This is a genomic window from Streptococcus sp. 'group B' (genome assembly GCF_002073795.1).
Lineage (GTDB): Bacteria > Bacillota > Bacilli > Lactobacillales > Streptococcaceae > Streptococcus > Streptococcus agalactiae.
Genome location: NZ_CP020432.1, coordinates 1,928,072 through 1,943,448, shown reverse-complemented (window position 1 = coordinate 1,943,448; position 15,377 = coordinate 1,928,072). Strand labels below are relative to the sequence as shown.

The window sequence follows — 15,377 nt, the reverse complement described above, 5'->3', positions numbered from 1 at the left end:
GTTGTAATCTGTTATAATGGAGTAGAGAGAATGGGGGAGAGAACAATGTTAATTTTTCCTTTAATAAATGATACGTCGCGTAAAATTATCCACATTGATATGGATGCTTTTTTTGCATCTGTGGAAGAGCGTGACAATCCCTCTCTTAAAGGAAAGCCTGTTATTATTGGTTCTGATCCCAGAAAAACCGGCGGCAGAGGGGTTGTTTCTACTTGTAATTATGAGGCTCGAAAGTTTGGAGTTCATTCAGCTATGTCTTCAAAAGAAGCGTATGAACGATGCCCTCAAGCTATCTTTATTTCGGGAAATTACCAAAAATATCGCCAAGTAGGAATGGAAGTACGAGATATATTTAAAAAGTATACGGATTTGGTTGAACCGATGAGTATAGACGAAGCTTATTTAGATGTAACTGAAAATAAAATGGGAATAAAATCAGCTGTTAAACTTGCTAAAATGATACAATACGATATTTGGAATGATGTCCATTTGACCTGTTCAGCGGGTATTTCCTACAATAAATTTTTGGCAAAATTGGCTTCTGACTTTGAGAAACCAAAAGGACTTACCTTCATCCTACCAGATCAAGCTCAAGATTTCTTGAAGCCCTTACCAATAGAGAAATTTCATGGTGTTGGTAAACGCTCCGTCGAAAAATTACATGCTTTAGGGGTTTATACTGGTGAGGACCTCCTTTCCTTATCTGAAATTTCTTTAATTGATATGTTTGGTCGTTTCGGGTATGACCTTTATCGTAAGGCAAGAGGGATTAATGCTTCCCCGGTAAAACCTAATAGAGTTCGTAAATCAATAGGAAGTGAGAAAACCTATGGGAAATTACTATATAACGAAGCAGATATCAAAGCTGAGATTTCAAAGAACGTTCAGAGAGTTGTTGCTTCTCTGGAGAAAAATAAGAAAGTTGGTAAGACAATCGTTTTAAAAGTTAGATATGCGGATTTTGAAACATTGACGAAACGTATGACATTAGAAGAGTATACTCAAGATTTTCAAATCATTGATCAAGTTGCTAAAGCGATATTTGATACCTTAGAAGAGTCAGTTTTTGGCATACGACTCTTAGGTGTTACAGTAACGACCCTGGAAAATGAACATGAAGCTATCTATTTAGATTTTTAAAAGTTGGGACGATGACTATATTTAACTCTCTTTGAAAAGAAAAAAGCACTAGATTCTAGTGCTTTTACTTTTAGTTAGTCTCTTCAAGATCACGTTCGTTGAGTTTTTGTGCTTTTTGATAAGCATGGAAATAAAGAAGACCGAAAATAGCTTGGAAGACGATATTTATAGCTATTGCCCATGGTGCTTTAGTAGTTAGAAAACCCAAAATAACAAGTCCTACAGTAATGGCGAAGCCAAGGTAATAAGGAAGGTAATTAACCATTTGATTTCTTTTAATTGCTCTTAAATTTTTAATACAGAAAATAACAATGGCAATGTTGACTAATACTATTAAAGCAGTGACAAATAGCATAAATGGTGTTGTGGCGCTCAAGACTGCTTCGATATGTTCTTTAGGAAGATTACCTGTGTTCCCTTTATTAATTTCAGTTTTGGCTAGCTGCACTGAAATTCCTGTAAACAATCTGAATACTAAAGACAAACTATTTAATACAATGATAGTGATTGTAGCTGTGCGCAGAGAGCGGCGGACTTTTTCATATGAAACCATAATATCTCCTTTTTCTAAATAAACCTTAATAAAAGTATTAAATTTGAACTACGTTCTTAATACAATGATATTATAACATATTTGGAAGAGTTTTCAAGATTTTATGAAAAAATTTATTTACTATCAAAAATTGCACTTATATCTTGTTGATTAATACCAATCATTGGATCGATTGTTAAATAATTTTCTTCAGTTAGGCGATAAGTTATTTTTGAAAGATTAGTCTGCTCAATTGGTGTTGCTGTTTTTGGAATGGACGTATTAATTATTGTGTTGTCAATCTTTTGATCTATTGAGCTATCTTCAATTTTTTGAGAATTAGCTATTTCTTGCTTGTTTTCAAATCTTTCTATCAGATAAGTATTGCGCTTTGCCCCCTCGTTTTTAACAGCGAAATCAAATGCACCAATTTCTCCTAAAAGTATTAGTTTACTTTTAGATCTCGTAATAGCTGTATAAATAAGGTTTCGCTGTAACATTCGACCACTCTGTCTCGTTATTGGCAGAATAACAACTTGAAATTCAGAACCCTGTGATTTATGAATACTCATAGCATAGGCTAGTGTTATTTTAAGCCATTCTTTGCGTTGATAGATAACTTCTTGACCGTCAAAAGTCATATAAATCTCATCTTGCTTGCTCTCAGTATATTTGGCTGGTATAAGGTCCGTTATGTAACCAATATCCCCATTAAAAACATTAAGCTCTGTATCGTTGACTAAATGTAACACTTTATCTCCTATTCGGAAATTTATATCATTAAAAGTAAATTGGTTATTATCTTTTAATGGATTGAGGAGATTTTGCATGATAAGGTTAAGATTATTAATACCTGCTTGGCCGCGATACATAGGAGCTAAAATTTGAATTTCATGAGCTTCAATACCGCTCTTAAGTGCAGATTGAACAATTTTAGAAATCATATTTGGGATGATATTAGCAGATGCTTCAAAGTATGAGCGATCGGCTTTTTTAGCTGTAAAGTCCTCTGGCAAAAAGCCCTGTCTCATTTGATTAGCTAAAGTCACAATAGTTGATTCTTCTGATTGTCTAAAAATCTTTTCAAGTTTAACGTGTGGAAGTGCATTTATATTTAAAAGATCTGCTAGAACTTGTCCTGGACCTACAGACGGTAATTGATCACTATCTCCGACAATAATAACTTGTGTGTGCGAGTCCAAAGCGTCAAATAATTGATTAGCAAGCCAAGTGTCAACCATTGAAAATTCATCAATGATAATTAAGGAACAATCTAGATAGTCATCTAGACTTTGATAGTCACTATCTCCGTTTAATCCCAAATGCCTATGAATAGTAGCACTCGGTAAACCGGTAAGTTCATTCATGCGTCTAGCAGCACGACCTGTAGGAGCAGCAAGTACAATAGGAATATCATTTTTGTTTAAATCAATATGATGTAACTCGGAATAGGCTTCAATAATACCATTTATAACTGTTGTTTTACCTGTTCCTGGGCCACCAGTCAAGATAAATACCTTACTTAGTAAAGCTTCTCTAATAGCTTTTTCTTGGATATTATCGTAGTGGATATTTAAAGATTTTTGAATATCTCTGATTTCACGGTCAATATCTTTGTGATTTAGTTGTTTATCAAGAGGCTGATTTAGTATTCGTTGTAAGTTTTTTTTGATGCCTTCTTCGGCAAAAAATAGAGTATTACTAAAAATTTTAGTTCCAATATGTTGAACTTTATCTTCTGCAATTAAATTTGTCAATTCCTTAGCAACAATTGAAGGATCTAGTTCGATTTGACGAGCTTCTTCAAGGAGAGTAATGGTTTTTTCCAAGAGAGTACGAGCCTCAATATAGGTATCTCCTTGCTCCATAGAAGACTCAACTAAAGTATGAATAATAGCAGCACGAAAGCGTTTAGGAGAATCACTTTCAATACCGACTTGTTCAGCAAGTTGGTCAGCTATTTTAAAACCGATACCTTGGATATCCTCAACAAGTTGATAAGGATTTTCGTTTATCACTTCAAGTGATTCTTCTTTATAGTGATCAAATATTTGAATAGCAGCACGATTGCTTAACCCATATTCAGCGAGTTTAGCTAAAACTTGCTCTGTTCCATAATTGAGTTTCAGTTTAGCGATGAATGCTTCTCTATTAATTTTTGATAGTCCTGAGATTGTACTTAACTGTTCAGGGGATTCAAGGATTTTATCAATGGTATTATCTCCATAGAGTTCTACGATGCGTTGGGCAGTCTTTTTACCAATTCCTTTAAATTGTTCGCTAGAAAAGTATTTCACAAGGCCACCTGAAGTAGGCTTGGCTCTTTCATAGCGTACACTTTGTAGTTGCTCGCCGTATTTTGGATGTTGGGTTAGTGTTCCCCAAAAAGTATATTCTTCTCCCTCTATAACGTCGGCCATAGTACCAGTAATAATTACTTCTACATCATCAAAATCGCTATCCGTATCTTCGATTTCCAGAAGTAATATTTTAAAAAAATTGCTGGCATTTTCAAATATAATGCGTTCAATGGTTCCTGTAAAAAATACTTCCATTGTACCTTCCTTTTTAATAAACAGTTAAAGGGAGTGATTGTAAATCCCTATTTTAAATGGATTTGTCACTCCCTATTTTCAATATAATATGCTATTTCAACTTTTGTCAGGTGAACTTTTAATTTCCTTTAGTTGATAGTTCCAAAACGACGAATTGGCCAGAAGCGGAATTTAACCTCTCCCACAATCGTTGATTTTTTGAAGGAACCGACGGCACGACTATCTTTAGAGACAATTCGGTCATCACCAACAAGATAGTAGTGGCCTTTAGGCACGACAGTAGTAAATTCGCTGCTGCCATTGCTGTCAGTGGTGAAAGCGGTAGAGCTTTGTGCTAGGTCTTGGAAAAGTGGGTTATACGAATATTTTTCCTGTAATTTATCCTTTTTAAATAATTTAGTATATTCCTTGAGGTAAGGTTCTTCTGTTTTTTTATTGTTAATAGTTAAGGTGTCATTTTTATATTTGATGACATCACCTGGCATACCAATGACACGTTTAACAATTTTTTTCTTTTGGCCGCCTTCTTCTTCGTTAGCCACTACAATATCGAATCGATTGATTTTTGTTTGTTTGAGAACTACTAGCTGTTCCTTGTCAGCTAAAGTTGGATCCATGGAGTGTCCGTCAACTTTAACGAATTGCCATAAAAAGATACGCGATAGTAAAAAAAGTGAGAGGATGAGGATAAAGACACCCCATTCTTTAATAAATTCTTTCATAATTTTCCCTGCTATTTATTTTAATAATGCTTGTGCTTTTTTGGTGTTGGCAAAATGAAGTTTTGCGCAGTGTTCAAGCGAAGAGATACCATAAGCTTTGAGTAATTGGCTAGCGACCTTATCAGATTGGTGACCAGCTCCACTTGGAAGTTTATATCCTACGTCGTCGCTTAATTTGTTAAGGTTTTCTAAGAATAGATTACGTGCAATAATAGAACTGACCGCTACAGCTAGATATTTATTTTCAGCTTTTTCTTCCAGAGTAATCGTTTGTTTAAATTGATTCTTTTCATTTTTCAAATAATTTTGATAGTTTTTGGAGCTAGTAAAAGCATCAATAACGATTTTTTCTGGTTCAAAACCATCTTGAAGAAGAAGGAAGATAGCTTGATTGTGTAAAGCAACTTTTACGGAGACAGCATTATGTTTGTTATTTGGACTAACCACTTGATTATATTTTTGAGGCGATAACAATAATGCTTTGTGTGGAATTGCTTTTTCCAAAAGAGGCGCGATTTGCTTAATTTTTTGATCAGTAAGTGTTTTTGAATCACCAACACCTAATTTTTTGAGGTAAGCATGGTCCTTAGGAGTTACAAAACTAGCTACCACTGCCAGTCCACCAAAGTAAGAGCCATTTCCCACTTCATCAGTACCAATTATGGGAATATCTTGACTCTCAGAGGAACAACTTTCTTTTTGCTCAATAAAACCATACTTTTGGGCGATATGTGAAGCGTTAGAACCCTGGAAGACAAGTTTTCCAGAAGTATATAAAAGAACAGTAGCTCCTGATATTTTAGCTGAAAATACCACATAAGGATTGTTATTACTTATATGATGTTGAGCTAAATCGGTTCTTATCTTTTCTTGCAATTTTTTATCTGCTTGCATGACGATTGTGTTCATAGACAATATTCTATCATAAAAAAGAGGAATAAGGGAATAGACAAGTAATGATAAGGGGTAGAATTTTACGAAAGCCCTATTTTACGGTATAATGCTAGCAGAGGTATAGTATGGAAACAAAAATAAATAATAGTCAGAAAAATCGTTATAAATTTGTCTTTGGAGATAAGCCTCTCACATTGACGACAGATAAAGACAACCTTTTTATGGAAGAGATTGAGCGTGTAGCTACAGAAAAGTATGAAGCTATTAAAGAAAAATTACCTAATGCTGATAATGAAACGATTGCTATTCTCATGGCAATTAATGCTTTATCAGTGCAACTAAGTCGAGAAATTGACATTGAAAAAATGGAAGATGAGCTCAATAAGTTACGCTCCAAAACGATTTCGGACATTAAAGAAAAAGTGAGTGAGGATTAATCATGCTATCATTGCTTTTGCTGATTATTGTTATTTGGCATTTTTATATTGGCTACAGTAGAGGTATTTTTTTACAAGTCTTTTACGTGTTAATGTCAATGGTATCTTTGATGATTGCTAGTCAATTTTACCAAGAATTAGCTAGTCAGATTACGTTATGGGTACCGTATTCTAATCCTGTACAAGGAGTAGAAGTTTACTTTTTTAAAGATATTAGCAAATTTCAATTGAGTCATGTTTATTATGCAGGTGTTGCCTTTGTTTTTATCTACAGTTTATCTTACTTAGTAGGTCGCTTGTTAGGTGTTTTACTACATTTAGCACCAGTTGAACATTTTGATAGCTTGCAAAATAATATTATTAGTGGTTTTTTAGCCGTTCTGGTTTGTCTCTTATTTATGAGTATGTGTTTGACTATTCTGGCAACAGTCCCTATGTCATTTGTTCAAGAAAAGTTATGGAATAGTCTGTTTGTTAGATTTTTAATTAACGACTTACCATTCTTCTCACAGTTTTTGGTAAGGACTTGGGCGGTAGGTCTTTGAATATAATGTTTAGTAAGGTTGGAGTAAGAGTTCCAACCTTTTTAACGTTGTCATTTTGTGATAAATTTAGGTATAATGAAGAGTATGAATAACAAGATTTTAGAACAGTTAGAATTTAACAAAGTTAAGGAATTGATATTACCTTATCTCAAGACAGAACAATCACAAGAAGAATTATCAGAGCTGGAGCCGATGACAGAGGCTCCTAAAATAGAAAAAAGTTTTAATGAAATTTCTGACATGGAACAGATTTTTGTTGAACATCACTCATTTGGCATAGTCAGCCTAAGTTCAATCTCTGAGAGTTTAAAACGCTTAGAGCTTTCAGCTGATCTTAATATTCAAGAACTTTTGGCTATCAAAAAAGTTTTACAGAGTTCTTCGGATATGATTCACTTTTATTCTGATTTGGATAATGTTTCTTTCCAATCTTTGGATCGTTTGTTTGAAAATTTGGAACAATTCCCTAATCTGCAAGGGTCTTTTCAAGCTATCAATGATGGTGGTTTTTTAGAACATTTTGCGAGTCCAGAATTAGAGCGTATCCGTCGTCAATTAACAAACAGTGAACGACGGGTTCGTCAGATTTTACAGGATATGCTTAAGGAAAAAGCAGAGCTTTTATCAGAGAATCTAATCGCTAGTCGTAGTGGACGAAGTGTCCTACCAGTAAAAAATACTTATCGGAATCGTATTTCTGGTGTGGTTCATGACATCTCTTCTTCAGGAAGTACTGTTTATATTGAGCCTCGTGCTGTAGTTACACTAAACGAAGAGATAACGCAGCTTAGAGCTGACGAACGTCATGAAGAAAGTCGTATTTTACACGCATTTTCAGACTTGTTAAGACCCCATGTCGCCACTATTAGAAATAATGCATGGATTCTTGGGCATCTTGATTTTGTAAGGGCTAAATATCTTTTTATGTCTGATAATAAGGCGACGATACCTGAGATTTCTAATGACAGCACGTTAGCATTAATCAATGTTCGTCATCCTCTGTTAAGTAACCCTGTGGCTAATGACTTACATTTTGATCAAGATTTAACTGCAATTGTCATCACTGGTCCCAATACTGGTGGTAAGACGATTATGCTAAAAACACTCGGTTTAGCACAATTAATGGGACAGTCTGGTTTGCCAGTATTAGCGGATAAAGGTAGTAAAATTGCAGTATTTAACAATATCTTTGCAGATATTGGCGATGAGCAATCTATTGAACAAAGTCTATCAACTTTTTCTAGTCATATGACGCACATAGTCAGTATTTTAAACGAGGCTGACCACAATAGTTTAGTCCTCTTTGATGAACTGGGAGCAGGAACGGATCCTCAAGAAGGTGCTAGTTTGGCTATGGCTATTTTAGAACACCTTAGGTTAAGTAATATCAAAACGATGGCGACCACGCACTATCCAGAATTAAAAGCTTATGGGATTGAGACAAATTTTGTAGAGAATGCGAGCATGGAATTTGATGCCGAAACGCTTAGCCCTACGTATCGCTTTATGCAAGGAGTTCCTGGACGATCAAATGCATTTGAAATTGCTTCTCGCCTTGGTTTAGCTCCATTTATTGTTAAACAAGCTAAGCAGATGACAGATTCTGACTCAGATGTTAACCGTATTATTGAACAGTTAGAGGCACAGACACTTGAGACACGTAGAAGACTGGATCATATTAAAGAAGTTGAACAAGAAAACCTCAAATTCAATCGTGCGGTTAAGAAACTCTATAATGAATTTTCACATGAGCGCGATAAAGAGTTAGAAAAAATCTATCAAGAAGCTCAAGAAATTGTAGATATGGCTTTGAATGAGAGTGATACTATCTTAAAAAAACTCAATGATAAGAGCCAATTAAAACCTCACGAAATTATAGATGCTAAGGCACAAATAAAAAAATTAGCACCTCAAGTTGATTTATCAAAAAATAAAGTCTTAAATAAGGCTAAAAAAATTAAAGCAGCTCGTGCTCCTAGAATTGGTGATGATATTATAGTGACTAGCTATGGACAGCGAGGTACCTTAACTAGTCAATTAAAAGATGGACGTTGGGAAGCACAAGTGGGAATTATCAAAATGACATTAACACAAGATGAATTTACCCTTGTTAGAGTCCAAGAAGAACAGAAAGTCAAAAGTAAACAGATTAATGTGGTTAAAAAGGCTGATAGTTCTGGACCAAGAGCTCGACTTGATCTTAGAGGTAAAAGATACGAAGAAGCTATGCAAGAGTTAGATAATTTTATTGATCAAGCATTGCTTAACAATATGGGACAAGTTGATATCATTCATGGTATTGGTACAGGCGTTATCCGTGAGGGAGTGACAAAATATCTTCGTCGTAATAAGCACGTTAAGCATTTTGCTTATGCCCCACAAAATGCAGGGGGATCTGGCGCCACAATTGTAACGTTAGGGTAAATTATGGAATCATATGAACAATTTTATGCCAAACTATCTCAACCTTTTAGAAAATCCCCACAGTTAATAATTCTTTTAAATTTTTTACTAAAAATAGTCACAGGAATGATGTACATACTCTATCCATCTTTTCTGATATTTACTCTTTGGCAAGGGATGACATTTCAATTATGGTTAAGGCTATTAATTATCCCTGCTGTTGGCTTTATAGCTTTGTCTTACATTAGGAAACGCCTTGATTTTCCACGACCATATGAAAAATGGAATATTAAACCTTTAATTTATAAGGATACTGAGGGAAGGTCAATGCCTAGCAGACATGTTTTTTCAGCTACGATGATTAGTATGTGTTTGTTACGATATTATGTTTACTTTGGAATAGTTTGTTTAATATTATCGGTTCTATTGGCAATTTGCCGTGTGATAGCAGGTATTCACTATCCTAAGGATGTTATTGTAGGTTACCTTATTGGCTTGATTTTAGGGCTTTGTTTATTTATTTAGCGAGTTCGTAGCAAATAGTTTCAAAAACAACTAAATTCTTGTACAATAGGCTTATCATTAAGATGAAATGGAGAAAAAAGATGGCATTAGAAGTAACAGATGCTACATTTGTAGAAGAAACTAAAGAAGGTTTAGTACTCATTGATTTTTGGGCAACTTGGTGTGGTCCATGTCGTATGCAAGCACCAATCTTAGAACAGTTATCTCAAGAAATCGATGAAGATGAACTCAAAATTTTGAAAATGGATGTTGATGAGAATCCGGAAACTGCCCGTCAGTTTGGTATTATGTCAATTCCAACATTGATGTTTAAAAAAGACGGAGAAGTGGTTAAACAAGTTGCAGGTGTTCATACTAAAGACCAACTGAAAGCTATTATTGCTGAATTGAGTTAAATAAAATAAAGCCCAGTGTCACGCTGAGCTTTATTTTATTATCTACTAACTTAAATGGAACAACCATGTGAAAATAAAACGACTTGCAAAAAAGGTGGCAACAGTAATGAGGAAAAATACAGTGACAATAAGGGGTTTCTGATAAGGAAGTTTTGCTCTTTCTTCCCGTTTTTCGATTTCGTCTAATAATTTTCCACTTGAAACAGCTAGGATTTCCTTATAAGTTTGCACATCATATTTTTTCTTAAAACGTTCCACACGATTAGCATAAGTCATAGTAATTATCGATAATAAAACAAAAATGCCAAGTCCTAGCCACTCTAAGAAATAGACTAATGGATAACTTGAAATCATTAATAGTATCATCAATGTCACCATTACTTTGGTATCTCGTTCAAAATTCTTTTTATCAACCTGAGTGATGGTATATTTCATTTTCTCAATGTCTCCTTTAATTAGTTGGTCTAAGCTCACTTGAAAAATTTGACTTAGGAGTAAGAGGCTATGGATGTCTGGGTAAGTTTTGTCATTTTCCCAGTTAGATATGCTCTGACGGCTTACATAGACTTTCTCGGCTAATTCTTCTTGCGAGAGCGCTTGTTGTTTACGGTAGCGAATAATTTGCTGACCAATTTCCATAAATATCTCCTTTCATAATATTAGTATAAGGATGATAAGCTAACGGGTCTATCAAATGTATTTGACATTAGGGATAGACCACTATTTATAGGGTATTAAAAGATAATCTGAGGAAAACTTTACAGCGGCGTAAAGGAATTGTAAACAAAAAGTGAACCGTCATAGTTCACTTGTGATTAAGCATTTTTCTGTTTTAAGTAGGTCTCTAGCATTTTCTTTTGTGGTGTTGCAAAGGGATACAGAGAAAAGTCCTCAATTGCTACCCACTTTAGGTGAGGAGCATTAGGTAAATCTGTTGCTTTGACCACCCCCTCTATGAGTTCTATTGTCCACTTCTGGTGACTAAAAGTGTGCTTAATATTTGGAAAGTGATTATCAGTCCATTGGGGCTTTAATTGATATTCTCTTTGGAAAGTTTCATTTTGGGTTTGCCAGATTATGGGGTTGGATTGATTGTCATCAAATAAATCTAATTGTTGAGAAAGAGGTGACGTTTCGATAATAGGAAATGACCAAAAACCCCCTAGAAGTCTCCCTTTAGTATTTTTCTCCAGTAGATATTGACCATTTTGGTTACGAATGACAAAAGCCTGAATTCGCATTGGTTTAGGCTTTTTCTTAGGATTTTTTATGGGATATTTACTATAAGTACCATTCAAATAAGCAGCATTAAAGAAACGAATAGGGCTTTCATCAGGTCTAGGTGTCTTAGCGGATTCGATGTCTGTACCCAGATCCATAAGTGCTTGGTTAAAATCACCGGGTCTGTCAGGGTCAATTAGTATTTCCATAATAGCTTGAAAAATTTTACGATTTTTAGGGTCACCGATGTCATAATTAACTTCAAACAAACGAGCCATGACACGCATCACATTGCCATCAACAGCAGGCTCTGGTAAGTTGAATGAGATGCTGGCGATAGCACCTGCAGTATAAGGACCAATCCCTTTTAATGAAGCAATATCATCATAAGTGTGAGGAAATATGCCACCAAAATCAACCATCACTTGCTGTGCAGCCTTTTGCATATTACGCACCCGAGAATAATAGCCTAGTCCCTCCCATGCCTTTAGTAATTGTTCTTCAGGAGCGTCTGCCAAATCTTTTATTTGAGGAAACCACTCTAGAAAACGTTTATAATAAGGGATTACCGTATTAACTTGTGTTTGTTGCAACATGATTTCAGAAACCCAAATATAGTATGGATTAGTAGTTCTTCGCCAAGGGAGATCACGTTTTTCTTGGTCATACCACCCTAAAAGTGTGCGACGAAAAGAAGCGATTCTATCTTCAGGCCACATCTCAATTCCATAGTCTTTTAAATCTATCATAGATTAATTGTATCAAAGAAAGAGGATTTGACAAAGAGGTATGTTGACTAGATCGTACTTAATGATGAAGAAAAATGTTGCATCAATATTTTTTTCTTGACTTAAGGAAGCGTTTACACTATAATTAAATTATAAAGATAAAGTTTAAATCAAGGAGGTTATCCATGATCTATTACAATATCTCTAGGTATAAGAATGGAGACTAGTCTCCAAAAGAAAGATTGGTAGGCAAGCTAACTTTAGTTAATGGAGGTAGCGCTTATGTTAATTTTTAATATGGGTCGCTATAAGAATGGCGATACACTAAAATTGTTATCAATGCATTGATGTTGCAAACAGTCACAAGGATTTGAAGTTTTCTTCATTTCCTAGAAATAGTTGGAGGGGCACTTATGTTAGGTTTAGATGTAGGTCGCTACAGTAACGGTGACACATAAGTCCTTATATAATTTAAGGAAGACAGACAATGTGGTAATAGTTCATTACCATTAGCGCATGCTCGCTTGAGGTAATCATGAACAAATATAAACTAGGGTATACCCCTAGATGTGTTAGTAATTTTTGTTAGTCAAGGAGGTATTGCTAATCAAATATCTCAATATGAAAGATGTAAAATGGTAACACATATGAATAAAAGTTCGTGTATGTTTTGGTGTTACCAAAGGTAATAAAACATAAAGAGGGACTCCCTAAATAGTATTTTAATATTTAAAAATATAAAATCGGAGACACTGAATTTTTCTCCAACGAAAACTTAAACCAATAAAGAATTCTTTAAATAATATGTTGAAGGTGAGGTGTAAACCTCGCCTTTTTATTTTTTAATTGAATTATAGAATGGGGATTGAACATAAGTCAGTAAAAGAAAATGGCTACATAGGTTTGATATAAGGCATATTTCAATAAAGAAAAATAAAAAATGTCTTTAAATGATATCAGGGAAATAAAAACATAAAAACCTTGCATTATTAACTTATTTCTACTATAATAATATCTTGTGAGCATAACCTCACTTACTCATGAAAAATTCATGAGTCATTAGACCAAAAGGAGGAACATATCAATGGCTAAATACGAAATTCTTTATATTATTCGTCCAAACATTGAAGAAGAAGCTAAAAACGCTTTGGTAGCACGTTTTGATTCTATCTTATCTGACAACGGTGCAACTGTTGTTGAATCAAAAGATTGGGAAAAACGTCGTCTTGCATACGAAATCCAAGATTTCACTGAAGGACTTTACCATATCGTTAACGTTGAAGCTGAAGATGCAGTAGCTCTTAATGAGTTTGATCGTCTTTCAAAAATCAACGGTGACATTCTTCGTCACATGATCGTTAAAGTAGACTAAGAAGGTAGTTTATGATTAATAATGTAGTACTTGTAGGTCGCATGACCCGTGATGCAGAACTTCGTTATACACCAAGTAATCAAGCGGTAGCCACTTTTTCACTTGCAGTTAATCGTAATTTTAAAAATCAATCTGGCGAACGTGAGGCGGATTTTATTAACTGTGTTATTTGGCGCCAACAAGCTGAAAACTTGGCTAACTGGGCAAAAAAAGGTGCTTTGGTTGGAATTACAGGTCGTATCCAAACGCGTAATTATGAAAACCAACAAGGTCAACGTGTCTATGTAACAGAAGTTGTTGCGGAAAGTTTCCAATTATTGGAAAGTCGTGCTACACGAGAAGGTGGTTCACCTAACTCTTATAATAACGGTGGCTATAACAATGCTCCGTCAAATAATAGTTATTCAGCTTCTTCTCAACAAACACCTAATTTTAGTCGTGATGAGAGTCCGTTTGGTAACTCAAATCCAATGGATATTTCAGATGATGATCTACCATTCTAATATAATAGATGGACAGAATTTAAAACTATAAAGGAGAAATAAACATGGCTCAACAACGTCGTGGCGGATTCAAACGCCGTAAAAAAGTTGATTATATCGCAGCTAACAAGATTGAATATGTTGATTACAAAGATACAGAGCTTCTTAGCCGTTTCGTTTCAGAACGTGGAAAAATTTTACCACGTCGTGTAACAGGAACTTCAGCTAAAAACCAACGTAAAGTAACAACAGCAATCAAACGTGCTCGTGTTATGGCTCTTATGCCTTACGTAAATGAAGATTAATATAAAATAGCCCTAGCGGCTATTTTTTTATTCTTTTTACCATTATTATTGGTATTTACGAGTCAAATAATAGAAAAATTTAGGATACCACCGTATTAACCGTGCAAAACAAATGGTTTTCCTGTATAATACTAAGGTATGGATTTTTTATAACAAAGGAGGAATCGCCATGAAGCAAATGTTTCTTTCAACGGCAATTGAATTTAAAGAAATTGAAACATTCGAGCCAGGTGCTTGGATAAATCTGGTTAATCCCTCCCAGGAAGAATCCGAACAAGTAGCTGATCAATTTGGTATTGATATTGATGATTTACGTGCTCCCCTCGATGTGGAAGAAACTTCCCGTATCTCGGTTGAAGATGATTATACTTTAGTTATTGTTGACGTTCCTACCTATGAAGAACGCAATAACAAAAGTTATTATATGACTATTCCTATGGGCATTATCGTTACTGACAACGCTGTTATTACTACTTGCCTAGAACATTTGACGCTGTTTGATCACTTTTATAGACGACGTGTCAAAAATTTTTATACCTTTATGAAGACACGTTTTGTTTTCCAATTGCTTTATCGCAATGCCGAATTATACTTACAGGCTTTGCGTACTATCGATAGGCAGAGCGATAAAATTGAAGCACAACTAGAGAGTGCAACTCGAAATGAGCAATTGATCGATATGATGGAATTGGAAAAATCTATTGTCTATCTAAAGGCCTCTTTAAAATTTAATGAGCGAATCGTCAAAAAATTGACCAGTAGTACCAGTAGTTTAAAAAAATACATTGAAGATGAAGATCTGCTTGAAGATACATTGATCGAAACTCAGCAGGCTATTGAAATGGCAAATATCTATGAAAATGTCTTAAATGCCATGACAGAAACGACTGCTTCAATCATCGGTAATAATCAGAATACCATTATGAAAACCTTAGCCCTAGTAACTATGACATTGGATATTCCAACGGTTATTTTTTCGGCGTATGGGATGAACTTTAAAAATAATTGGATGCCTTTGAATGGTCTCGCACATGGCTTTATCTATGTTGTTCTTTTGGCCTTTTTGATGAGTTCATTTGTTGTATTTTATTTTATTCGTAAAAAATGGTTTTAATAGTATA

Annotated in this window: 15 protein-coding genes and 1 pseudogene; 10 read left to right on the top strand and 6 right to left on the bottom strand. The window is 34.8% G+C overall.

Features of this window, described 5'->3' with window-relative positions:
- Window positions 1-45: 45 nt before the first annotated feature.
- Window positions 46-1,140: a DNA polymerase IV gene (dinB, locus tag A6J68_RS10195; protein WP_000904555.1), complete on the top strand. Its 1,095-nt coding sequence runs from the start codon at window positions 46-48 to the stop codon at window positions 1,138-1,140.
- Between the two features lie 70 nt (window positions 1,141-1,210).
- On the opposite strand, the gene A6J68_RS10190 is transcribed toward dinB, so the two are convergent.
- From A6J68_RS10190 to rnhC, 4 genes and pseudogenes are all read right to left on the bottom strand, one after another.
- Window positions 1,211-1,693: a hypothetical protein gene (locus A6J68_RS10190; RefSeq protein WP_000255475.1), complete on the bottom strand. Its 483-nt coding sequence runs from the start codon at window positions 1,691-1,693 to the stop codon at window positions 1,211-1,213.
- A 331-nt stretch (window positions 1,694-2,024) separates the two neighbouring features.
- Window positions 2,025-4,227 (bottom strand): annotated as a pseudogene (locus A6J68_RS10185) (ATP-dependent RecD-like DNA helicase); the annotation flags it as partial.
- Between the two features lie 128 nt (window positions 4,228-4,355).
- Window positions 4,356-4,949 (bottom strand): signal peptidase I, encoded by a 594-nt coding sequence (gene lepB, locus A6J68_RS10180; RefSeq protein WP_000657515.1) that lies wholly within the window; start codon window positions 4,947-4,949, stop codon window positions 4,356-4,358.
- A gap of 15 nt (window positions 4,950-4,964) precedes the next feature.
- Window positions 4,965-5,858, bottom strand: a complete 894-nt coding sequence (gene rnhC / locus A6J68_RS10175) for a ribonuclease HIII (RefSeq protein ID WP_001092527.1) — start codon at window positions 5,856-5,858, stop codon at window positions 4,965-4,967.
- Between the two features lie 110 nt (window positions 5,859-5,968).
- On the opposite strand from rnhC, the gene zapA reads away from it, so the two are divergent.
- The 5 genes from zapA (at window position 5,969) to trxA (ending at window position 10,148) form a co-directional block, all read left to right on the top strand.
- On the top strand, window positions 5,969-6,280 hold the full coding sequence (zapA, locus tag A6J68_RS10170; RefSeq protein WP_000448289.1) for a cell division protein ZapA: 312 nt from the start codon (window positions 5,969-5,971) through the stop codon (window positions 6,278-6,280).
- A 2-nt stretch (window positions 6,281-6,282) separates the two neighbouring features.
- Entirely contained in the window at window positions 6,283-6,825 is a 543-nt protein-coding gene (locus tag A6J68_RS10165; protein ID WP_000949954.1) for a CvpA family protein, read from the top strand.
- An 84-nt stretch (window positions 6,826-6,909) separates the two neighbouring features.
- Window positions 6,910-9,249: an endonuclease MutS2 gene (locus tag A6J68_RS10160; protein ID WP_001060323.1), complete on the top strand. Its 2,340-nt coding sequence runs from the start codon at window positions 6,910-6,912 to the stop codon at window positions 9,247-9,249.
- A 3-nt stretch (window positions 9,250-9,252) separates the two neighbouring features.
- Window positions 9,253-9,753 carry a phosphatase PAP2 family protein gene (locus A6J68_RS10155; protein WP_000446812.1) on the top strand — a complete coding sequence of 167 codons (501 nt, stop codon included), beginning with the start codon at window positions 9,253-9,255 and terminating at the stop codon, window positions 9,751-9,753.
- A gap of 80 nt (window positions 9,754-9,833) precedes the next feature.
- Window positions 9,834-10,148, top strand: coding sequence for a thioredoxin (gene trxA, locus A6J68_RS10150; protein ID WP_001162959.1), 315 nt, complete (start codon window positions 9,834-9,836; stop codon window positions 10,146-10,148).
- 45 nt (window positions 10,149-10,193) lie between these two features.
- Here the strand turns inward: trxA and A6J68_RS10145 are convergent, their stop codons facing one another.
- Both A6J68_RS10145 and mutY read right to left on the bottom strand, forming a co-directional pair.
- Complete coding sequence (locus A6J68_RS10145) at window positions 10,194-10,787, bottom strand: helix-turn-helix domain-containing protein (RefSeq protein WP_000402394.1); 594 nt, start codon at window positions 10,785-10,787, stop codon at window positions 10,194-10,196.
- Window positions 10,788-10,963: 176 nt separating this feature from the next.
- Window positions 10,964-12,118 (bottom strand): A/G-specific adenine glycosylase, encoded by a 1,155-nt coding sequence (mutY, locus tag A6J68_RS10140; protein WP_000566235.1) that lies wholly within the window; start codon window positions 12,116-12,118, stop codon window positions 10,964-10,966.
- A gap of 1,063 nt (window positions 12,119-13,181) precedes the next feature.
- Here mutY and rpsF point away from each other — a divergent pair.
- The 4 genes from rpsF (at window position 13,182) to A6J68_RS10120 (ending at window position 15,370) form a co-directional block, all read left to right on the top strand.
- Window positions 13,182-13,469, top strand: coding sequence for a 30S ribosomal protein S6 (gene rpsF / locus A6J68_RS10135; RefSeq protein ID WP_001151773.1), 288 nt, complete (start codon window positions 13,182-13,184; stop codon window positions 13,467-13,469).
- An 11-nt stretch (window positions 13,470-13,480) separates the two neighbouring features.
- The gene (locus tag A6J68_RS10130) at window positions 13,481-13,972 is read left to right on the top strand and encodes a single-stranded DNA-binding protein (protein ID WP_000609585.1); all 492 of its coding nucleotides are present in this window, start codon (window positions 13,481-13,483) and stop codon (window positions 13,970-13,972) included.
- A gap of 44 nt (window positions 13,973-14,016) precedes the next feature.
- Complete coding sequence (gene rpsR, locus A6J68_RS10125; protein ID WP_000068665.1) at window positions 14,017-14,256, top strand: 30S ribosomal protein S18; 240 nt, start codon at window positions 14,017-14,019, stop codon at window positions 14,254-14,256.
- Window positions 14,257-14,425: 169 nt separating this feature from the next.
- Window positions 14,426-15,370: a magnesium transporter CorA family protein gene (locus A6J68_RS10120; protein ID WP_000812120.1), complete on the top strand. Its 945-nt coding sequence runs from the start codon at window positions 14,426-14,428 to the stop codon at window positions 15,368-15,370.
- Window positions 15,371-15,377 lie beyond the last annotated feature (7 nt).